Raw genomic sequence first — 19421 nt, 5'->3', positions numbered from 1 at the left:
CTCCGTAGAAATGCGACATGGTGCTCCCGCCGAGGTCTCGAAAGACTTCGGGGTACCACAATGGAGTAATTCTATTTTCTAAACCCGCCCAGATGGTGTCTCGCCACCGGAAAATCGCGGGACTCTATCGCTGCGGAAGGCGCAGGCGGGCGATCATGCCGCGGGCCGGCTCCGGCGCCACATCAAGAACCCCGCCGAGCTGTTCGGCCTCCCGGGCGAGGCGCGCCAGCCGCAGGGGGAGTCCGGCCGCGGCGAAGCGGTCGGGGGCCGGGGCGGGAAGGGGCGCGAGCGGATCGTGCGCCGTCGCCAGCGCCACCTCGTCCAGCGCCGCGCCGCCATCGCTGACCTGAAGGCAGGCGCCGGCCGTGCCGTCGTCAAACACCGAGACGCTGACGCTCGCCCCCGCCGGGGTTGCGGCAATAGCCTCCTCCAGCATCAGCCGGGCCAGCCGGGTCACCTGCGGGCGCTGGGTCGTCACCGTCACCGTCTCGGGCGCATCGAGTCGGAGCGCAATGCCCCGGCGCCGGGCCGCGGGTGCGAGTGCCGCCACCGTGAGGGTCACCAGCCCGGCGATGTCGCACCGTTCGGGCGCGGCCTCTTCCGTAACGGCAGTAAGGGTTGCGAGGTCGTCGAGGGTCGACGCGACGGCGGCGAATGCCTCGCGCTCCGGCCCGGACAGGGCGGCCGGTGCCGAAGTACCGGTCAGGCGAGCCAGGGGCGCGGCCAGGGCCTGCCGCAGGCGGCTGGCGAGACGGGGCAGCAGGTCCGGCCCCTCGCTGGCGGCCGCAGGAGCGGACGGTGACTCAGGATCCACCACCACGCACAGCATCTGGTCTTCGGCGCCGGCGCGGGTGAGCCCGGCGCGGGCGGGCGAAACAGTGCCGGCGCGGTCGCGCAGGGCAAGCGTGACCTGTTCGCGGGCAGCACCCGCCGCCACCCGGTCCATGGCGGCTACCACGGCGGCGCGATCCTGCGGCGCGACGGCGACGATGAAGGGCTCGCCGGCCAGATCCAGCGCAGAAAAGCCGAGCCGTTCGGCCGCCGCCTGGTTGGCGAACCGGATGGTGCCGTCCGGTTCCAGCAGGAAGAGCGGCCACGGCACCATGTCGAGCGCGTCGCGGCGGGCGATGGCGCGGGCCTCGCGGCCTTCCGCCTCGCTCAGGGGCCGGATGACATGCACCAGCGCCGGCCGGCCGAGGAAGGATGCCGCCACCAGGCGCACCTCCACCGGCAGGCGGGTGCCGGCGGTGGTAGCAAGATGCAGGCTGGCGCCGTCGCGCACGAGAAGGGCATCGAGCCCGCCGGCCGCCGCGATGTCGGCGAGGTCTTCCCACCCGCTCAGGGTGAGGAGTGTGCGGTTGGCAAAGGTCGCCGCGCCATCCTGCTGCACCAGAAGCCCGAGGGGCAGGTGGTCGAGCAGGTCGAGGTCGTCGGTTGCGGCTGGATGTTCGGATGTGGGCGGGGCGTCGGCTTCGGGCGCTTGGGCGATGCCGTGCGGCTCGGAGCGGGCAGGGCCGTTCCCATCCGCGTGAGGCAAGGCGTTGAGAGGCGCATCCGGCTGCGGGTCAAGCCGGGGCAGATCGGGACGCGGCTTCGGCCAGTCCTCGATGGCGGCGGCCAGTGTCCGGGCGATCTCGCGAAAGGCCGAGCGCTCCTGCGGCGACAGGCTTCCGGAGCGCAACGGCACCACATTCTCCCCGAAGCCGGCCGGCTCGGCGGCAGGTGGCGGCGGGACCGGGAGCACCGGCCGGGGCTGCGCCTCGGGCGGCGGTGCGGCGGCTGCGCTCACCACGCCAAAACCACGGATGCCCTGGCGCCGGCGCCCGGCATCGAACACGGGCGCTCCGCCGAGTGAAAGGTCGAGCGCGGCCTCGTCCGTGTTTGCGGTGGGCACGTGGGCCTTCACATCGGCGAAGCTGCCGCCGGCGATGGCCTCAGCGACGGCGGCGCCGGACTGAAGCAGGCCCTCGTTCTCCAGGACCGCGAATGTCGCGCCCATGAATTGGCCGGCGCGGGATCCGAGGGCTTGTGCAAATACCGGCGAGAGTGCGCGGATGCGGCCCTCGGCATCGGTCTCGAAGGTGATGCGCACCGGCTGGGCGAACAGGGGCTGAAGCGCCACGGGTATGGCGGGTGCGCTTGCCGCCTCGCCGGACGCCCCGGCGGCGGGCGCGAAGGCGGCGGGATCGGCGAACAGCACCACGGCTCCGGAAGGCAGGGCGAGCGGCGCGTAGCGGAACAGGCGCGGGACAAAGCTGCCGCGCAGGCGCAGGCGGGCGAAGCCAAAGCGTGCCAGAGTCTGGCGCGACAACTCCCGTGCCGCCGTCGCCACGATCTGGGGCGCGGGGGTTCCGGCGACCAGTCCAAGGGCGGCGCACGCCGGTGTCGCTTCCAGCACGCGGGCGGACGGCACCGCCACCAGGAAGGATGGCAGATCCTGCCGCTGCAGCGGCGCAAGGGCGAGATCCACCCCGGGAAACGAACGTGCGCTGGTCTGCGTCATGGGCTGCCGTAGGTCCATTCCGCCGGGTGCGGGCCGATTCTGCAAGGCGGAGCGCTGCCCATAGTCATGACGATTGATTAACGTCAGTGCAATTGGAGCGCTTTTTCGGCATTCATATTGGCGAAGCGCACCTGAGCCATATTAGACTTCATCGGAGCGGTTCAGGTGCGCCGCCCGAAAACCCTGGAGGAGAAACGGCCATGACGACGAAGTTCGGACCGGATCTGGAACTGCCCGCCGAGATGCGGGCCATTGCCGAGAAGAATGTGGCTCAGGCCCGCCAGGCTTTTGAAACCCTGTTCCAGAACGCGCGCGAGCAGGTCGGCGACACCGAGGGGCATTTCGAGGACGTGCGCACCGGCATCAAGGACCTGCGCCAGAAGGCGATCGGCCTCATGGAAGCCAATGTGGAAGCCAGCTTCGACTTCCTGCATCGGCTCGTGGCCGCCAAAAGCCCGCAGGAGATGATGAGCCTGCAGGCCGAATTCCTCACCAGCCAGATGAAGTCGGTCGCCGAGCAGGCCAAGAGCCTCGGCGTCGATGCCAAGTCCCTCGGCGAGACCACCGTGCGCAGCCTCGACGAGCACGCCCGCACCCTCGCCGAGCGCCTCAAGACGCTGGCCGCCGCCGCGACCGAGAGCGCCCAGGCCGCGGCGCAGGACTTCAAGGCCGTGAGCGAGAAGGCTGTCCGCGACGCCAAGACCGCCGCCGAGCATGCCGCCTCCAGCGTGACCGATCCCAACCAGTCGCACTGAGGTATCGGGTGGCGTTTATCAGTCGCTCGGATTTATTAAGTGACTGAAGATCCTTGAACTTGGCTTGTGCAGCGCAGAAATTCTTTTTGCGCTGCACGATTTGTTAGGATACAGTCACAAAGTCGAGGTTTCACAGCCGTTACCGCTCTTGTTCGAAGGTCTGATGCTGGCGCTCCGCCAGCGTCCTCCTCGCAGGTGCGGGTTTGTGCCTCGGCGCACGGACCTTAGCTGCCCGTTTTACCGAGGATGACATGAACGACACCTTCATCAAGGCCTATCAGGATCAAGTCGAAGCCGCGAAAAAGGCGTTCTCGAGCCATGCCGTTCCCGGCGTGGAAGTGCCGGCCGGCGTGCGCGAGATTGCCGAAAAGGGTCTCGCCACCTTCCGCGAGAACTATACCAAGCTCAAGGGTTCCGCCGATCAGGTGAATGCGGCGTTCGAAGACACCTATACCAGCGCCAGCAAGGGCGTGGCGGAATACAACGCCAAGGTGCTCGAGGCTGTTCAATCGAACGTGAACGCGGCGCTCGACTATTTCAATTCTCTGCTCGGCACCAAGACGGTGAGTGAGGCCGTGGAGCTGTCCACCGGCCACGCCCGCAAGCAGTTCGAGGTGCTCACCTCCCAGGCGAAGGACCTGTCCGCGCTCGCCCAGAAGGTGGCCGCCGACTCGTCCGAGCCGCTGAAGGCTTCGGTCGAGAAGACCTTCCGTACCGCCGCGTGAGATGACGTCCGGTCCGGCCCTGCCGGACCGTCCGATCCCGGCCGCTTGCCCGCCGCGTGCGTTGCTTGACGCTTGACGCGGCGGGTCCGCCTTGCAATGACGCGGGCGTTCCACCCCGCGAGCGTTCGTATGCGTGCCCTTGGTTCCGTTTCGCCCCTGCTGGTTGTCGGCCCCTCCTGGGTCGGCGACATGGTCATGGCGGCGAGCCTCGTCGAGGTGCTGCGCCTGCGTGAGCCCGGCCGTCCCATCGACGTGCTGGCGCCCCCCGCCGCGGTTCCCATTGCCCGCATGATCCCCGGCGTCCGGCGCGCCATTCCCCTCGGCCTCGGCCACGGCGAGCTCGGCCTCATGGCCCGCTGGCGGGCGGGGCGTGCGCTGCGCAACGAGGGCTACGGCAAGGCCATCATCCTGCCCCGCGCCTTCAAGGCGGCCATCGTCCCCCTCGCCGCCGGCATTCCCGAGCGCGTGGGCTACAAGGCGGAACTGCGCAGCCCGCTGCTCACCGACGCCCGGCCCGATCCTGACCGCAAGACCGCCCGCACCCTCGACCGCTTCGTGGCGCTGGGCCTGCCGGTGGGCTCCACCGCCCGCCCGCCGCGCCCACGCCTGATGCTGCCCGATGGCGCGGTGGACGTGGCCGCTGCCAAGTTCCCGCTTGCCGGCGAAGGCCCGGTGATGGTGCTGTGCCCCGGCGCCGAATACGGCCCTGCCAAGCGCTGGCCGGCGGCCAAGTTCGCGGCCCTCGCCGCGCTGGCTGTCGCCGCGGGCTACCGCATCCGCATCCTCGGCTCGCCCAAGGACCAAGAGGCGGCTGACGCCATCGCGGCGGGTGCCGGCGTGCCAGTGGACAATCTGGTGGGCCGCACCAGCCTCGTCGAAGCCGCTGCCATCCTCGCCGGCGCGGACGTGGTGATCTCCAACGATTCCGGGCTGATGCACGTGGCCGGTGCCTTCGACCGACGGCTGGTGGTGCTCTATGGCGCCTCCTCCGAGAAGATGACGCCCCCCGCCTCGCCGTTTGCCCGGGTGATGGCGCGCGATCTGCCATGCCGGCCCTGCCACAAGCGGGAATGCCCGCTCGGCACCCTCGCCTGCCTCGAAGGCATCGCCGCCGAAGAGGTTCTCGCCGCCGCCGAGCAGATGCGTCGATGAAGGTGCTGCTGGTGAAGCTGTCGTCGCTGGGGGATGTGGTGCACACGTTCCCGGCGCTGACGGACGCCATGGCCGCGCACCCCGGTCTTCAGCTCGACTGGGCAGTGGAGGAGGCGTTCGCCCCGGTGGCGCGCCTGCATCCGGCGGTGCGGAACACCATCGTCGTCCCGCTCCGGCGGATGCTGCGCAAGCCGCTCAAGGCCCTGCGCTCCGGCGAGGCCGGGCGCATCCGCGCCGCGCTGGGCGCCGAGCGCTACGATATCATCATCGATGCCCAGGGCCTGATGAAGAGCGCGGCGGTGGCGGCGCTCGCCCAAGGGCAGCGCCACGGCTTCGATCGCGCCAGTGCGCGGGAGAGCCTTGCCGCGCTCACCTATCACCGGCGCCATCACGTGCCGGAAGTGGAGCATATGGCGGTGCGCATCCGCAAGCTGTTCGCCACCGCTCTGGGCTACAGCCTCGACGGCCGTCCGGCGGATGCGGGGCTGATGCCCGGCCCTCAGACAGGCGCGTCCTACCTCGTCTTCCTCCACGGCACCACCTGGCCCACCAAGACCTGGACTCGCGCCGGCTGGCGGGCGCTGGCGGAACAGGCCGGGGCGGCGGGCCTCGACATCCGCCTGTTCGCCCAGGGTGCGACCGAGCAGGCCCGCGCCGAGGCCATCGCGGACGGCCTGCCCAACGTGCACCTCCTGCCGCCGCAGACCCTGGAAACCCTCGCCCCGGTGATCGCGGGAGCAGCGGGCGTGGTCAGCGCGGATACCGGCCTTGGCCATCTGGCGGCGGCCTATGGGGTGCCGACGGTGGGACTTTACGGCCCCACCGACCCGCGCCTCACCGGCCTCTACGGCCCCCGGGCGGTGGAGCTGAAGGCGACCCGCGACTGCGCCCCATGCGAAAAGGCGCGCTGCCGCATCGCCCCGGAGGTCATCGAGGGACCGCCTTGCCTCGCCGATATCTCCGCCGCCGAGGTCTGGCGAGCGCTGGCGGCGCTGACGGCCTGAACCGGGCCGAACATGGACAAAAGGAGGCGCGGGTGGCACACCCTGCGCCCGACCTGAAGATGGGATGTTCCACATGACCCGATCGGTGGCGCTCAGCCGCGACCTCCTCCTCGTCACGGGCGGGGCGGGCTTCATCGGCTCCAACATCGCCCGTGCCGCCGCCGAAGATGGCTATCGCGTGGTGGTTGCCGACTGGCTGGAGGATGGCCCCAAATGGCGCAACATCTCCGACATCGCGCTGCATGACGTGATCCGCCCGGAGACGGTGAACGCCTTCGTGGAGAAGGAGGGCGGTCGGCTTGCCGCCGTGGTGCACATGGGCGCCATCTCCGCCACCACCGAGCGCGATGCCGACAAGATCGTTGCCCGCAACATCCGCTCGACGCTGGATCTGTGGGAGCTGTGTGCGCGGAAGGCGCTGGGCCTCGTCTTCGCCTCCTCGGCCGCGACCTATGGCGACGGTACCTCCGGCTTCGTGGATTCGGAGGAAGCGGCGGACCTTGGCGCCCTGGCGCCGCTCAATCCCTACGGCTGGTCGAAGCTGTTCGTGGATCGCCGCATCATGGCCGACGTGGCGGAGGGCCGGCCGCGCCCGCCGCAGTTCGCGGGCCTGCGCTTCTTCAACGTCTACGGCCCCGGCGAGGGCCACAAGGGCGACATGCGCTCGGTGGTGCACAAGATCTATCCGGCTGCAGCGGCCGGGGAGGATGTGACCCTCTTCAAGTCCCACGATCCGCGCTACGAGGACGGCGGCCAATTGCGCGATTTCGTCCATGTGGGCGATTGCGTGGAGGTGGTGCGCTGGCTGCTGGAGAGCCCGGACGTGTCCGGCATCTTCAATGTGGGCACCGGCGAGGCGCGGTCGTTCGCGGATCTCGCCAGGGCGGTGTTCTCGGCGCTGGGCGAGGAACCGCGCATCGCCTACGTGGACATGCCGGAAAGCCTGCAGAAGGCCTACCAGTATTTCACCCAGGCCGATGTTTCGAAGCTACGCGCGGCGGGCTTCACGCGTCCCTTCACCTCACTGGAGGACGGGGTCGCGTCCTATGTGAACGGCCATCTGAAGCCGCGCAACGCGGCGTGAGGACAGAGCATCATGGCGGGTAAAGGCGCGACAGGCGCGGTGGGTCCCATCGCCGTCATCGGCGACGTGATGGTGGATCGCTATATCGTCGGTTCCGTTTCGCGCATCTCGCCGGAGGCGCCGGTGCCGGTGCTGGTGCACGGCGCCGAGCGCATCGTGCCGGGCGGCGCCGCCAACGTGGCGGCCAATGCCGCGGCGCTGGGAGCGCAGGTCATCCTGGTGGGCCTCACCGGCGCCGACCCGGAGGCCGAGGCGCTGAAGGACGCGCTTTCCGCCTATCGCGGCATCGACCTGTCCAGCCTGGTGGCGGACGGGGGGCGGCCCACCATCACCAAGACGCGGGTGATGAGCGGACGCCAGCAGATCGTCCGCATCGATGCCGAGGTCCTGACCCCGCCGGCCGATGACACCGTCGCGCGCCTTGTCGCGACCGTGGAAGAGGCGGTGGGGCGCAGCTCGGTGGTGGTGCTGTCCGACTATGCCAAGGGCGTGCTGTCGGATGTGGTCATCGGCGCCGCCATCGCTGCTGCGCAGGCGAAGGGCGTGCCGGTGATCGTCGATCCCAAGCGCCGCACCTTCGAGGCCTATCGCGGCGCGACGCTGGTCACCCCCAACCGGCTGGAACTGGCCGCCGCCACCGGCCTGCCCGACACCACCGACGCCGAGGCGGCCCTGGCGGCCGAGGCTGCGTCCGGCCAGTTCGGCGGCGACGTGCTGGTGACCCGCGCCGAGAAGGGCATGACGCTGTGGCGCCGCAACGGGCAGGTGCTGCATGTGCCGGCCCAGGCCCGCGAGGTGTTCGACGTGTCGGGTGCCGGCGATACGGCGCTGGCGGCACTGGCCGTCTCCCTCGCCTCCGGGCACACGCTGGAGACCAGCGTGCATTTCGCCAATGCCGCCGCCGCGGTCGCGGTGGGCAAAATCGGCACCGCAGTGGTGACGCGGGCGGAACTCAACGCGGCCCTCGACGCCAGCGTGCCCGAGGGCGCGGCCCCCGGCGCGCTGGTGGACCGTGCCCGGGCCGCCGCCGTCATCGCCGGCTGGCAGGCGGCAGGCGCCCGCGTGGTCTTCACCAATGGCTGCTTTGATCTGGTCCATCCCGGCCACGTCGCCATCCTGGAGGCGGCGGCGCGGGAGGGCGACCGGCTGGTGGTGGCGCTGAACACCGATGCCTCGGTGCAGCGCCTGAAGGGGCCGACCCGTCCGGTGCAGGACGAGGCTGCGCGCGCCCGCGTCATCGGTGCGCTGCGCTGCGTCGACCTGGTGGTGCTGTTCGAGGAGGACACCCCGCTGGAGATCATCACCGCGCTCGGTCCGGACGTGCTGGTGAAGGGCGCCGATTACCGCGAGGACCAGGTGGTGGGCGGCGACGTGGTGAAGGCGCGCGGCGGGCGGGTCGCCCTGATCCCGCTGGTGGAGGGGCGCTCCACGTCAGCGCTGGTGGCGAAGGCGAAAGGGTAGGGGACAGGGCGTGGCATGCAGACGCCTGCCGGATCCGCTACATGAAGTGATTTTGAATTATTCATTTATTTCAATTATTTGTCTGCGATTGCTAAAGTCTTGATGCATCGCTTTAAGAGGTGCTTCGACACCTCTTTGGGGCAATCCGCCGATCCGTATTCCCCCATTGGAAAGGCTGACGCCGGGCGACGACCGGGGTCCGCCTCGGGGATCGCCCCGACCGCCGTGCAGTTTTTGCCCGGGGATGGGTCAGCCCCATGGGCATGTCCGCCAAGCCGCAGTTGCGGTGGGGCGCGATAACCCTATAGTCGTCCCGTCGTCGGTGTTCGCTTTCGGGCGGACCAAGAGGGAATGCGGTGCGGGAGGTTTCTCCCTAAGCCGCGGCTGCCCCCGCAACTGTCGGCGGTGAGCGGGCCTGCAACATGCCACTGGAGCAATCCGGGAAGGCGCAGGCTTCGCAATGACCCGCGAGCCAGGAGACCTGCCGGCGACATCCTGCCCGTTGAGGGCATCGCCATGCGCCCTCGGAGGGAGGGCTGAAAGGACGGATGATGACCACCCAGACCCAGTCGCCCAATACAGCCGCCACCGAATCCGGCCTCGCGTCCCGCGCGGTCCAGATCACCCTTGCGGGTTTGCTCGGCCTGTTCATTGTCGGCGGCGTCGGCTTCTCCGGTATTCCGGTGCTGCACAATGCGGCGCACGATTACCGCCATTCCACCGGCTTCCCCTGCCACTGAGGGGAGCTTTCAGCCATGGCGATCTTTCGCGCCCTCGTCTTCGCGGCGGCGCTTAGCGGGCTATTGGCCGGTCTCCTGATGACCGGGCTGCAGCACGCGGCGACCACCCCTCTCATCCTGAAGGCCGAGGCCTATGAGGAGGCGGCGCCTGCGCCTGCCTCCCATGATCATGGCTCGCACGATCATGGTACCGCCGGCCAGTCTGTCGCCGCGCCGCATGATCATGCAGATGCCTGGGCACCGTCCGACGGCGCCGAGCGCCTGCTCTACACCGCCCTCGCCAATGTGGTAGGCGCGGCGGGCTTCGCTCTGCTGCTGCTGGCGGTCTCCGAGGTGGCCGGCGGCCTTGCCGGCTGGCGCGACGGGCTCGCCTGGGGCGTCGCCGCCTTCGCCGCGGTCACCCTGGCCCCCAGCCTGAGCCTGCCGCCCGAGCTGCCCGCCATGCCGGCGGCGGATCTGTTTGCCCGTCAGGCATGGTGGATCGGCACGGCGGTGGCCACCGCCGCAGGTATCGCCCTGCTGGTCTACAAAAGGTCGTTGCCGCTGGCGGTGCTGGCCGTGGGGCTGATCGTGCTGCCGCATCTCATCGGCGCGCCGCAGCCCGACAGCCACGACAGCCCGGTGCCCGCCGGCCTCGCCCACGGTTTCGTGGTAGCGGTGGTGGTCACGAGCTTCGTATTCTGGGCGGTGCTTGGCGCGCTGGCAGGGCTGCTGCGGCAGCGTTTCACCCGGTCTGCCGCTTGAGCGGCGGCCTCGTCCTGGTCCTCGGTGGCGCGCGCTCCGGCAAGAGCCGCTTCGCTGAAGGCGAGGTCCGGCGCCAGCCGGCGCCCTGGGCCTATATCGCCACCGCCGAGGCCCGCGACGGCGAGATGGAGGCGCGCATCGCCCTGCATCGCTCCCGGCGCGGGGAGGGATGGCAGACCCATGAGGCGCCGCTCGACCTCGCAGGCACCCTCAAGGCGCTGCCGCCCGAGCAGCCGGTGCTGGTGGACTGCCTGACGCTCTGGCTCACCAACCACCTGCTCGCCGAGCACGACCTCGACGCCGAGGGCGCGGCCCTGGAGAGCGCCCTCGCGGCGCGCCCCGGCCTCACCGTCTGCGTCGCCAACGAGGTGGGCTTCGGCATCGTGCCGGACAACGCGCTGGCCCGGCGGTTCCGCGACGCCGCCGGCCTCCTCAACCAGCGCCTCGCCGCGCAGGCGCGGCAGGTGGTGCTGGTGGTGGCCGGCCTGCCCCTGATCGTGAAGGATGTGACGCCGTGAGCGAGCCCGTTCCTCCCCCCGCCGTCGATGACGCCGAGGCCGCCCGCCATCGCGCCAAGATGGAGAAGCGCAAGGCGGTGCAGGACAAGGAGGTGGCGGAAAAGACCATCGAGAAGGGCCTGCTCATCGTCCATACCGGCCCCGGCAAGGGCAAGAGCACGGCCGCCTTCGGCCTCGCCCTGCGCATGCTCGGGCGCGGTGGGCGGGTGGGCGTGGTGCAGTTCATCAAGGGCGCGTGGCAGACCGGCGAGCAGGAGGCCTTCGCCGGGTTCGGCGATCGGGTGGTCTGGCACACCATGGGCGAGGGCTTCACCTGGGAGACGCAGGACCTCGCCCGTGACCGCGCCGCCGCCGCCCGCGCCTTCGCCAAGGTCCGCGAGCTGATGGCGGACGAGACCATCAACCTCCTCGTTCTCGACGAGCTGAACATCGCCCTGCGCTACGACTATCTCGATCTTGGCGAGGTGGTGTCCACCCTTGCCGCCCGCCGCCCCGGCCTGCACGTGGTGGTGACCGGTCGCAATGCCAAGCCGGAGCTGGTCGCGGCCGCCGATCTCGTCACCGAGATGGGGCTGGTGAAGCACCATTTTGCGGCCGGCGTGAAGGCCCAGGCCGGGATCGAGTTCTGATCGGATGGCACGCGCGCTGATGTTCCAGGGCACCGGGTCGGACGTGGGCAAGTCGCTCCTCGTCGCCGGCCTTGCGCGTGCCTTCACCCTGCGCGGGCTGAAGGTGCGCCCGTTCAAGCCACAGAACATGTCCAACAATGCCGCCGTCACGGCTGACGGCGGCGAGATCGGCCGGGCGCAGGCGCTGCAGGCGCGGGCGGCGCGGGTGCCCCTCAGCGTCCATATGAACCCGGTGCTACTGAAGCCGCAGGGCGAAACCGGCGCGCAGGTGGTGGTGCAGGGCCGCGTCCACGGCACCGCCAAGGCGGCGGCCTACCAGGGCATGAAGCCGTCGCTGCTGCCCTTCGTGCTGGACAGCTTCGACCGCCTGAAGGCCGAGGCCGACCTGGTGCTAGTGGAAGGGGCGGGCAGCGCCTCCGAGGTCAATTTGCGCACCGGCGACATCGCCAACATGGGCTTTGCCCGCGCGGCGGACGTGCCGGTGGTGGTCATCGGCGATATCGACCGGGGCGGCGTGATCGCGTCGCTGGTGGGGACGAAGGCGGTGATCGATGCCGCCGATGCCGCGCTCATCAAGGGCTTCGTCGTCAACCGCTTCCGGGGCGACCCGAGCCTGTTTGCCACCGGCATGGAGCTGATCGCCCGCCAGACCGGCTGGGCGGCGCTGGGGCTGGTGCCGCATTTCTCCGAAGCCATCCGCCTGCCGGCGGAGGACGCACTGGCGCTGTCTGCCCCGCCCGCTCCCAAGCCGAGGGCTCGGACCAGGATCTGCGTGCCCATCCTGCCCCACGTCTCCAATTTCGACGATCTCAACCCGCTGGACGCCGAGCCCTCCGTGGAGGTCCGCCGCATCCGCCCTCATGAGACGCTGCCGGTGGATACGGACCTGGTGCTGCTTATCGGCTCGAAGGCCACCATTGCGGACCTTGCAGCGCTCAAGGCCGAGGGGCTTCACCACGACATCCTCGCCTTTGCCCGGCGTGGCGGCCATGTGATGGGCCTGTGCGGCGGCTACCAGATGCTGGGCGAGACCATCGCCGATCCCGACGGTATCGAGGGCGAATCGAAGATCGCCCGGGGCCTCGGCCTGCTCAAGGTCCACACCGTGCTGTCGCCGGAAAAGCGACTGGTGGAGGTGGAAGGCGTGGCGCTGGATCCTGCCGTCGCCGCGCCGTTCTCCGGCTACGAGATGCACATGGGCGTCACCGCCGGCGCGGATGCGGAAACGCCCTTCGCCGTGCTCTCCGATGGGCGGCAGGACGGCGCCCGATCCGCTTCCGGTCGGGTCAGCGGCACCTATGTGCACGGCCTGTTCGCCTCCGATGCCTTCCGCAGCGGGCTGCTCCGTGCGCTCGGCGGGGCCCCGTCGCAGGCGGCCTATGAGCAGGGGGTGGACGAGACGCTGGATCGCCTCGCCGCGCACCTCGCCGCCCATCTCGACCTCGACCTGCTGTTCAGCCTCGCCAGATGAAGGGGGCCGCCGCGCCCGCGAGCACCAGCAGCACCATCAGCGCATCGGCCCGCCGATAGAGTCGCAGCGCCGCGCGCACGTCCTTCGCCGTTGCCTCCCGTCGCCCGTCGCCCATGTAGGCGTCCTCGGTGAAGACGCCGGCATAGACCTTGGGGCCGTTCAGCTTCAGCCCCAGCGCGCCGGCCATGGCCGCCTCCGACCAGCCGGCATTGGGCGAGCGGTGGCGCGGCGCGTCGCGCAGCATGGCGCGGTGGGCGGCGCGGGCATCGGCGCCGGGGGTGAGGGCGGCGGCTGCAATCAGCAGCATGCCGGCGAGGCGCGAGGCGGGCAGGTTCACATAATCGTCGGTGCGGGCGGCGGCCCAGCCGAAGGCGGCGTGGCGCTCGGTGAGATGGCCGATCATGCTGTCGGCGGTGTTGAGCGCCTTGTAGGCGGCGCCACCGGCCAGCCCGCCCACACACATCCACAGTGTGGGAGCCACCACGCCGTCGGAGAAATTCTCGGCGAGGCTCTCGATGGCGGCGCGGGCGACGCCGGCCTCATCCAAGGTCTGCGGGTCGCGCCCGACGATGTGGCTCACGGCAGTTCGTGCCGCCTCCAGACTGCCGCCTTCCAGCGCCTCGGCCACCCGTGCCACATGCCAGTGCAGCGAGCGCTGGGCGATGAGCGTCGAGCCGATCAGGCCCAGCACCAGCAGGCCGAAGGGCAGGGGACGCAGCAGGGCTTCAAGAAGCGCGGCGGGAACGGCGGCCGCGACAAGGATCACTCCCACCGCCACCACGCCCAGGCCCTTGCGCGTCGTGGCGGTCAAGCCGGGACGGTTGAGGCCATGGTCCAGCAGGACGATCAGCCGGCCGATCCAGATCACCGGATGGCCAATGCGGCGCACCAAGCCCGCCGGATAGCCGAGCAGGGCTTCCAGGAGGACGGCCAGCGCCGTCAGATCGAATGCCATCACGCCCCTCCCGCAGCCACGGTGCCCTGTGCCTGTCTTGCGCCAACGCCGCAAGCGCCTGCTGTTTCAAGTGCTTGGTGTGGAGCGTTTTGACGCGCGTTCTCCACGCGAGCCGGTATCCCCTTCGCGCGAAAGCGCCTTAGCCCGACCTTAGAGCCGGACTCCCCGCTCCGGTCGAGATATTCCCCTTGCGTCCCTCTGCCGCCTGTGCCCCACCGGGAACGCTGCCCCTAGGTGATTGCTGTTTTGCTTTACGTCGTTACCGCATTGCAACAAAGGCTCTTCGCAGTGCGGGCGGGCGTGTGATAGACTTTTAGCCTGATCGTGCCCCACGGGGGTGCCGCAGTGGCAAAGGTCAAGCCCCGACCATGGCAATGCTGAAGCTCCGCCCCAATCCTTTGGCTGAAGCCGCGTTCGCCCCGCCGGTGCCGCGCCTTCCGCCGAACAAGCGGGTCTATGCCGTCGGGGACATCCACGGTCACCTCGATCTGCTCAAGCGGCTGCAGGCGGCGATCGACGAGGACATGCTCGTGCATCCGGGCGTCGATTGCATCGAGGTCTATCTCGGCGACTATGTGGACCGCGGCCCGCAGTCGGCGGCGGTCATCGATGCGTTGATCGAACGTCAGGCCAGCCGCAAGGCGGTGTGCATCAGCGGCAACCACGAGGCGGTGATGATCGACGCCCTCCTGTCGCGGGAGACGTTTGCGCGCTGGCTGAAGATGGGCGGGCTGGAGACGGTCTTCTCCTATGTGGGTCACCGGCGCAACCTGGACGAGAATACGCTCTGGAGCCTGTGGCGCGCAGCCGTGTCATCGGCGCATCTGGCGTTTCTGAAGCGACTGTCCAGCCATTTCGTCTGCGGCGACTATCTGTTCGTCCACGCGGGATTGCGCCCCGGCGTCCCGCTGGAGGAGCAGAGCCGCGAGGACATGATGTGGATCCGGCGCGAATTCCTCGATTGTCCCGACTGGCTGGGCCATTGCGTCGTGCACGGCCACACTCCGACCAAGGTGCCGGAGGTATTGCCCAACCGAATTAACATCGATACCGGGGCCTATGCCTCAGGGCATCTGACCTGTCTGGTGCTCGAAGGCGCCGACTGCTTCCATATCACGACCTGATTCCCCGACTGTCTCCAGCGGCGCTGTGCGGAGCGATAGCCCGATACCTCAATTTTGGAGGTATCATTTTAACTTTTACGCATGGAACCCCGCATCGGCACTTGTTGCTGCGATGCCACATGACTCTTGGAAACGCGCCGGCCCGCAGTCGATTCAGGCCGACAGAGATAGGCCGTTCCCGGCCCATCATGGTAGGGATCACACGCGACGTTGTAAGGGGGTATTGGCCAGTGTTGCTCGTCCGAAAGAGTTGGTTCGACCGCCTACGTTTCGCAGGCTGCGTCGCCATCGCTGCAGTCCTGGGCGGCTGCAATTTTCTTCCGGCTTCCGGCCCCTACAGCACAGAAGTGCGCAACCCGCAGTCTCAGGACACGGACGGCGTCGGCTACAAGCTGGTGCCCATGACGATTGACGTGGTGCGGGTGCTGGCCACCACTGACAGCGAGGGGCTGATCGGCACCTTCCGCAACGACCGCAGGCCCATCCCCAACGTCAAGATCGGCGTGGGCGACGTGGTGGGCGTGTCCATCTTCGAGGCGTCCTCGGGCGGCCTGTTCATTCCGGCGGAAGCGGCTTCGCGCGCCGGCAACTTCGTCGACATCCCCGACCAGTCGGTCGATCCCAACGGCTTCATCTCGGTGCCCTATGCCGGCCAGATCAAGGCCGCGGGCTTTTCGCCGTCGCAGGTGGAGAAGGAAATCGTCGATCGCCTGCGCAACCGGGCCATCGAGCCCCAGGCCGTGGTGACGGTGAAGACCCAGCGGTCGAACGCCGTGACCGTGATCGGCGAGGTGGAAACACCGCTGCGCTTCCCGCTGACCTCCGCCGGCGAGCGCATTCTCGACGCCGTCAGCCGCGGTGGCCTGGCCCAGGCCAAGGGCTATGATCTGCTGGTGACCCTGCAGCGTGGCAATCGCGAGGCGACCATCAGCTTCAACCGCCTGGTCCGCGAGCCCGCCAACAACATCTATCTGCAGCCCGATGACACCATCTACGTGTTCAGCCGTCCCCGCACCTTCCTGGCGTTCGGCGCCACCGGAAAGCAGGGCCAGTTCAACTTCGGCAACGACTCCATCAGCCTGAGCGAGGCTGCCGCCAAGGCCGAGGGCCTGCTCGATCAGCAGGCGGACCCGCAGTCGGTGTTCCTGTTCCGCATCGAGAACCGCACCACGCTGGAGCGCATGGGCGTGGACGTGTCCAACATTCCGGACAAGCGGATCCCCACCATCTACACGGTCAATTTCCGCGAGCCCACCGGCTATCTGATGTCCACCAAGGTCCCCATGCGCGACAAGGACATCATCTACATCGGCAATGCCGGATCGGTGGAGCTGACGAAGTTCCTCAACCTGGTGCTGCTGGGGGCGACCACCGCCCGCGAGATCGCGGACGCCAACAACCTGGTCTCCACCGCAAACTGAGCCTGACCCCAAACGGGGGCACTCCGCTCCACGCCAAGGCCGCGCCCCCCGGGACGCGGCCTTTGTCGTTGTGAAGATGCCGCGTGGAGGGGCGTCGGCTTTGCGCGGGGCTGGCGCTCTCCGCTATGCTGGTGGACATCGCACGCGGCTAACCTGGCCGGCGGGCCGGTGCATGGCACGGAGCGGGGAGAGAGCCTGGATGTTCATCGCCTTCTTCGAGGCGCTCAAGGCTGGCGGCGTGCCGGTCTCCGTGCGTGAATATCTCACGCTGATGGAGGCCATGGACCGCGACGTGGCCGGCCGGCAGGTGGATGCCTTCTACTATCTCGCCCGCGCCAGCCTGGTGAAGGACGAGCGCCACCTCGACCGCTTCGACCAGGTCTTCGGCCGCTGCTTCAAGGGTCTCGAAGGGGCGCTCGGCGAAGAGGGCCACTCCATCCCCGAGGATTGGCTGAGGAAGCTGACCGAGAAGCACCTCACCGAGGAGGAGAAGGCCCAGATCGAGGCCCTGGGCGGCCTCGACAAGCTGCTGGAGACGTTGAAGAAGCGGCTGGAGGAGCAAAAGGGGCGCCACCAGGGCGGCTCGAAATGGATTGGCACCGGCGGCACCTCGCCCTTCGGCGCCTATGGCTACAATCCCGAAGGCGTGCGCATCGGCCAGGACGGCAACCGGAACTTCCGCGCCGTGAAGGTCTGGGACAAGCGCGAGTTCAAGGACCTCGACGACACGGTGGAGCTCGGCACACGCAACATCAAGGTGGCGCTGCGCCGGCTGCGCAAGTTCGCCCGCATCGGCGCGGCGGAAGAACTGGACCTCGACGGCACCATCCGCGAGACTGCCCGCCAGGGCTGGCTCGACGTGCGGCTGCGGCCGGAGCGGCGCAATGCGGTGAAGGTGCTGCTGTTCCTCGACGTGGGCGGCTCCATGGACTGGCACGTGGCCCAGGTGGAGGAGCTGTTTTCCGCCGCCCGCGCCGAGTTCAAGCACCTCGAGCACTTCTACTTTCACAACTGCGTCTATGAGGGCGTGTGGAAATCCAACGCCCGGCGCGCCACCGAGCGCATCCCCCTGTTCGACGTGCTGCACACCTACCCGCACGACTACAAGCTGATCTTCGTGGGCGATGCGTCCATGAGCCCGTATGAAATTACCTATGCCAATGGCTCGGTGGAGCACAACAATGCCGAGCCGGGCAAGGTCTGGCTGGAGCGCCTCACCACCACCTATCCCAAGGCGGCTTGGCTCAATCCGGTGCCTGAGCCCCATTGGGGCTATACGGAATCCATCCGTCTCATGCGCCACCTCATGGAGGGGCGGATGTTCCCGCTCACCGTCGAGGGCATCGATGCGGCCATGCGGGAGCTGACGTGAGCGCGGATGCAGGAGGCGCCGCCTATGCCTGCTTTCCCCGCCTCGGCGGCGCCGGCGTGCGGCTCCAGCTCACGCCTCCGGTGCTGGAGTTCACAGTGGGCCCCAAGGAGGGGCGCCTCGCGCTGGCGGATATCACGGCCGTGACCCTGCGCTTCCTGCCGGCCAAGTTCGCGAACCCGAGCTTCGAGATCGAGCTGTCGGGCCGCGACGGCACGAGGTTGAAGACGGGCTCCGCCTCGCGCATCTCGCTTACCGGCGTGCGCGACCAGGGGGCGGACTATGCCGCCTTCGTCCGGGCGCTACATGGTGCGCTCGCGGCGGCGGGAAGTCGCGCCAGCTTCATCGGCGGCTATGCGCCGTGGCGGTTCGCCCTGATGGTGGCGGTGGGCCTGGCGGCGCTGGCAGGGCTCGCCACGGTGCTGGGCTTCGCGCTCAGGGAGCAGCAATGGAGCGTGGCGCTGTTTCTCGCCGCCATGGGGGCGTTCGTGGTCTGGCCCACGGCCCAGATGATCTGGCGCAACCGGCCGGTGCGCTACACGCCGGATGCCATCCCGTCGCACCTATTGCCGGCGTGAGGCGGCCGCCTCGTCTTCCTCCGCCTTGCGCAGGAGGCCGCCGGCCACGTCCGCGAGGCGCGGCGCGGGCAGGGCGGTGAAGGGCAGGGGGCGGGTGACGGCGATGGCGGCAAGCCCCAGCCGCGCCGTGAGTAGCCCGTTCACCACCCCTTCGCCGAGGCGGGCGGACAGCCGCGCTGCCAGCCCCTGGCCCACGATCTGCTGCACCAGCGTATCGCCGGCCGCCATGCCGCCGGTGATGGCAAGATGTCCCAGCACATGCTTGACCAGCTTGAAGGTGCCCAGCGTCCCGGGCCGCCCGCCATAAAGCTGGGCGAGGCGGCGCATGAGGGTGACGGCGCTGTAGAGCACGAAGGCAAGGTCCACCGCTGCCCGCGGGGAAACGGCGGTAACCACCGAGACGTTGCGCGCCGCGTCCGACACCATCTGCCGGGCGCGGGAGTCGAGGCCCGCCAGCAAGGTGCGCTCGGACAGGCGCACCAGGTCCGCCCCATCGATGATGCCGGTGAGGTGCCCCTCCAGATCGGTACGGGCGCGAGCCAGCGAAGGTGTTTCCGCCGACAGCCGCAACACGTCGCGCACCACGGTTTCGGCGAGGGCGCGGTCGTCCTCCGCGAGGGCCTTTTCAGCACTGGCACGGATGGTGTCGAGCTTGGTCAGCCGGGCCATCCCCGCCACTTCCCGCGCCACGATGGCGATGGCGGCGGCCAGCAGAGCGGCGGTGAAGGCGAGGCCCACATAGCCGAGCCATTCGGCGCGGGCGAACAGGTCGGTGATGAGCTGGCTGAGGCCCACATAGGCCATCAGGCTCAGCACGCCGCCCAGCGCCGACCAGAACAGGCCGGCCAGCGACAGGCCCCAGCTGCGGCGCGGCTCGGGCGCCGGAACGGGAAGGGGAAAGGCGGGCTCCACCGGCTCCGGCGGCGCCATGGTGATGGCGGCTTCGTCGAGCCGGAAGACCTGCGGCCGGCGGGGGGGCGTGCGCTCGTCGCTCATGCCCTTCAGATGTCCTTGAAGTGTGGCGGTTGCAAGCCCCGGTCGGCGCCGGCCTGCGATGACGGCCGTGCTCACAAGGCGGGGAGCGCGGCGAAGTGTGGCTTGCCCGAACGTCTCCGGCGGCTCATGAGGCAAAGCAACGCGAGACGGTGCTTCGACGGGACGCCCGCCTGCTCACCGGATGCGCGACAG

18 protein-coding genes and 1 riboswitch are annotated in these 19421 nt (G+C 69.2%); of the genes, 15 read left to right on the top strand and 3 right to left on the bottom strand.

The window, feature by feature from the left end; translation table 11 throughout:
* Positions 1-124: 124 nt before the first annotated feature.
* Positions 125-1999 carry a PAS domain-containing sensor histidine kinase gene (locus V5F66_RS14190; protein WP_394094080.1) on the bottom strand — a complete coding sequence of 625 codons (1875 nt, stop codon included), beginning with the start codon at positions 1997-1999 and terminating at the stop codon, positions 125-127.
* A 704-nt stretch (positions 2000-2703) separates the two neighbouring features.
* On the opposite strand from V5F66_RS14190, the gene V5F66_RS14185 reads away from it, so the two are divergent.
* The 11 genes from V5F66_RS14185 to V5F66_RS14135 all read left to right on the top strand — a co-directional run bounded on the left by V5F66_RS14185 (position 2704) and on the right by V5F66_RS14135 (position 12786).
* Positions 2704-3258: a phasin family protein gene (locus V5F66_RS14185; protein WP_012115740.1), complete on the top strand. Its 555-nt coding sequence runs from the start codon at positions 2704-2706 to the stop codon at positions 3256-3258.
* A gap of 251 nt (positions 3259-3509) precedes the next feature.
* Positions 3510-3983 carry a phasin gene (locus tag V5F66_RS14180; RefSeq protein ID WP_081437089.1) on the top strand — a complete coding sequence of 158 codons (474 nt, stop codon included), beginning with the start codon at positions 3510-3512 and terminating at the stop codon, positions 3981-3983.
* Between the two features lie 129 nt (positions 3984-4112).
* A complete protein-coding gene (waaF, locus tag V5F66_RS14175; protein ID WP_394000349.1) occupies positions 4113-5135 on the top strand; it encodes a lipopolysaccharide heptosyltransferase II in 1023 nt (340 codons plus the stop codon).
* Positions 5132-6139 (top strand): lipopolysaccharide heptosyltransferase I, encoded by a 1008-nt coding sequence (gene waaC, locus V5F66_RS14170; RefSeq protein ID WP_394094079.1) that lies wholly within the window; start codon positions 5132-5134, stop codon positions 6137-6139. The genes waaF and waaC overlap by 4 nt, the downstream gene beginning before the upstream one ends.
* A 73-nt stretch (positions 6140-6212) precedes the next feature.
* On the top strand, positions 6213-7223 hold the full coding sequence (gene rfaD / locus V5F66_RS14165) for an ADP-glyceromanno-heptose 6-epimerase (protein WP_012115744.1): 1011 nt from the start codon (positions 6213-6215) through the stop codon (positions 7221-7223).
* Positions 7224-7235: 12 nt separating this feature from the next.
* Entirely contained in the window at positions 7236-8684 is a 1449-nt protein-coding gene (rfaE1, locus tag V5F66_RS14160; RefSeq protein ID WP_394094078.1) for a D-glycero-beta-D-manno-heptose-7-phosphate kinase, read from the top strand.
* A 303-nt stretch (positions 8685-8987) separates the two neighbouring features.
* A riboswitch (cobalamin riboswitch) is annotated at positions 8988-9187 on the top strand.
* 45 nt (positions 9188-9232) lie between these two features.
* On the top strand, positions 9233-9424 hold the full coding sequence (locus V5F66_RS14155; protein WP_012115746.1) for a CbtB domain-containing protein: 192 nt from the start codon (positions 9233-9235) through the stop codon (positions 9422-9424).
* 15 nt (positions 9425-9439) lie between these two features.
* Positions 9440-10168 (top strand): CbtA family protein, encoded by a 729-nt coding sequence (locus V5F66_RS14150; RefSeq protein WP_394094077.1) that lies wholly within the window; start codon positions 9440-9442, stop codon positions 10166-10168.
* Positions 10165-10686, top strand: a complete 522-nt coding sequence (gene cobU, locus V5F66_RS14145; protein ID WP_394094076.1) for a bifunctional adenosylcobinamide kinase/adenosylcobinamide-phosphate guanylyltransferase — start codon at positions 10165-10167, stop codon at positions 10684-10686. The genes V5F66_RS14150 and cobU overlap by 4 nt, the downstream gene beginning before the upstream one ends.
* Positions 10683-11315 (top strand): cob(I)yrinic acid a,c-diamide adenosyltransferase, encoded by a 633-nt coding sequence (cobO, locus tag V5F66_RS14140; protein WP_394094075.1) that lies wholly within the window; start codon positions 10683-10685, stop codon positions 11313-11315. The genes cobU and cobO overlap by 4 nt, the downstream gene beginning before the upstream one ends.
* A gap of 4 nt (positions 11316-11319) precedes the next feature.
* Positions 11320-12786: a cobyric acid synthase gene (locus V5F66_RS14135; RefSeq protein ID WP_394094074.1), complete on the top strand. Its 1467-nt coding sequence runs from the start codon at positions 11320-11322 to the stop codon at positions 12784-12786.
* On the opposite strand, the gene cbiB is transcribed toward V5F66_RS14135, so the two are convergent.
* Positions 12770-13741 (bottom strand): adenosylcobinamide-phosphate synthase CbiB, encoded by a 972-nt coding sequence (gene cbiB, locus V5F66_RS14130; RefSeq protein ID WP_394094073.1) that lies wholly within the window; start codon positions 13739-13741, stop codon positions 12770-12772. The genes V5F66_RS14135 and cbiB overlap by 17 nt on opposite strands.
* Before the next feature lie 368 nt (positions 13742-14109).
* Here cbiB and V5F66_RS14125 point away from each other — a divergent pair, with 368 nt between their 5' ends.
* From V5F66_RS14125 to V5F66_RS14110, 4 genes are all read left to right on the top strand, one after another.
* Positions 14110-14865, top strand: coding sequence for a metallophosphoesterase (locus V5F66_RS14125; RefSeq protein WP_394000334.1), 756 nt, complete (start codon positions 14110-14112; stop codon positions 14863-14865).
* Between the two features lie 230 nt (positions 14866-15095).
* The gene (locus tag V5F66_RS14120) at positions 15096-16286 is read left to right on the top strand and encodes a polysaccharide biosynthesis/export family protein (protein ID WP_012115753.1); all 1191 of its coding nucleotides are present in this window, start codon (positions 15096-15098) and stop codon (positions 16284-16286) included.
* A gap of 199 nt (positions 16287-16485) precedes the next feature.
* Positions 16486-17658, top strand: coding sequence for a vWA domain-containing protein (locus V5F66_RS14115; protein WP_012115754.1), 1173 nt, complete (start codon positions 16486-16488; stop codon positions 17656-17658).
* Positions 17655-18233, top strand: a complete 579-nt coding sequence (locus tag V5F66_RS14110) for a hypothetical protein (protein ID WP_012115755.1) — start codon at positions 17655-17657, stop codon at positions 18231-18233. Before V5F66_RS14115 ends, V5F66_RS14110 begins: the two co-directional genes overlap by 4 nt.
* Here V5F66_RS14110 and V5F66_RS14105 read toward each other — a convergent pair.
* Complete coding sequence (locus V5F66_RS14105) at positions 18219-19229, bottom strand: YcjF family protein (RefSeq protein ID WP_012115756.1); 1011 nt, start codon at positions 19227-19229, stop codon at positions 18219-18221. The genes V5F66_RS14110 and V5F66_RS14105 overlap by 15 nt on opposite strands.
* Positions 19230-19421 lie beyond the last annotated feature (192 nt).

Origin of the sequence: Xanthobacter versatilis (genome assembly GCF_043193975.1) — a bacterium.
Classification (GTDB): Bacteria; Pseudomonadota; Alphaproteobacteria; order Rhizobiales; family Xanthobacteraceae; genus Xanthobacter; species Xanthobacter autotrophicus_E.
This window is presented reverse-complemented; position numbering and strand designations above follow the sequence as displayed.

What these genes read in the sequence shown, in the direction of transcription:
- V5F66_RS14190 (WP_394094080.1), bottom strand. Translation starts at nt 1,999, where the DNA reads ATGGGCGCGACATTCGCGGTCCTGGAGAACGAGGGCCTGCTTCAGTCC.
- V5F66_RS14185 (WP_012115740.1), top strand. Translation starts at nt 2,704, where the DNA reads ATGACGACGAAGTTCGGACCGGATCTGGAACTGCCCGCCGAGATGCGG.
- V5F66_RS14180 (WP_081437089.1), top strand. Translation starts at nt 3,510, where the DNA reads ATGAACGACACCTTCATCAAGGCCTATCAGGATCAAGTCGAAGCCGCG.
- waaF (WP_394000349.1), top strand. Translation starts at nt 4,113, where the DNA reads ATGCGTGCCCTTGGTTCCGTTTCGCCCCTGCTGGTTGTCGGCCCCTCC.
- waaC (WP_394094079.1), top strand. Translation starts at nt 5,132, where the DNA reads ATGAAGGTGCTGCTGGTGAAGCTGTCGTCGCTGGGGGATGTGGTGCAC.
- rfaD (WP_012115744.1), top strand. Translation starts at nt 6,213, where the DNA reads ATGACCCGATCGGTGGCGCTCAGCCGCGACCTCCTCCTCGTCACGGGC.
- rfaE1 (WP_394094078.1), top strand. Translation starts at nt 7,236, where the DNA reads ATGGCGGGTAAAGGCGCGACAGGCGCGGTGGGTCCCATCGCCGTCATC.
- V5F66_RS14155 (WP_012115746.1), top strand. Translation starts at nt 9,233, where the DNA reads ATGATGACCACCCAGACCCAGTCGCCCAATACAGCCGCCACCGAATCC.
- V5F66_RS14150 (WP_394094077.1), top strand. Translation starts at nt 9,440, where the DNA reads ATGGCGATCTTTCGCGCCCTCGTCTTCGCGGCGGCGCTTAGCGGGCTA.
- V5F66_RS14135 (WP_394094074.1), top strand. Translation starts at nt 11,320, where the DNA reads ATGGCACGCGCGCTGATGTTCCAGGGCACCGGGTCGGACGTGGGCAAG.
- cbiB (WP_394094073.1), bottom strand. Translation starts at nt 13,741, where the DNA reads ATGGCATTCGATCTGACGGCGCTGGCCGTCCTCCTGGAAGCCCTGCTC.
- V5F66_RS14125 (WP_394000334.1), top strand. Translation starts at nt 14,110, where the DNA reads ATGGCAATGCTGAAGCTCCGCCCCAATCCTTTGGCTGAAGCCGCGTTC.
- V5F66_RS14115 (WP_012115754.1), top strand. Translation starts at nt 16,486, where the DNA reads ATGTTCATCGCCTTCTTCGAGGCGCTCAAGGCTGGCGGCGTGCCGGTC.
- V5F66_RS14105 (WP_012115756.1), bottom strand. Translation starts at nt 19,229, where the DNA reads ATGAGCGACGAGCGCACGCCCCCCCGCCGGCCGCAGGTCTTCCGGCTC.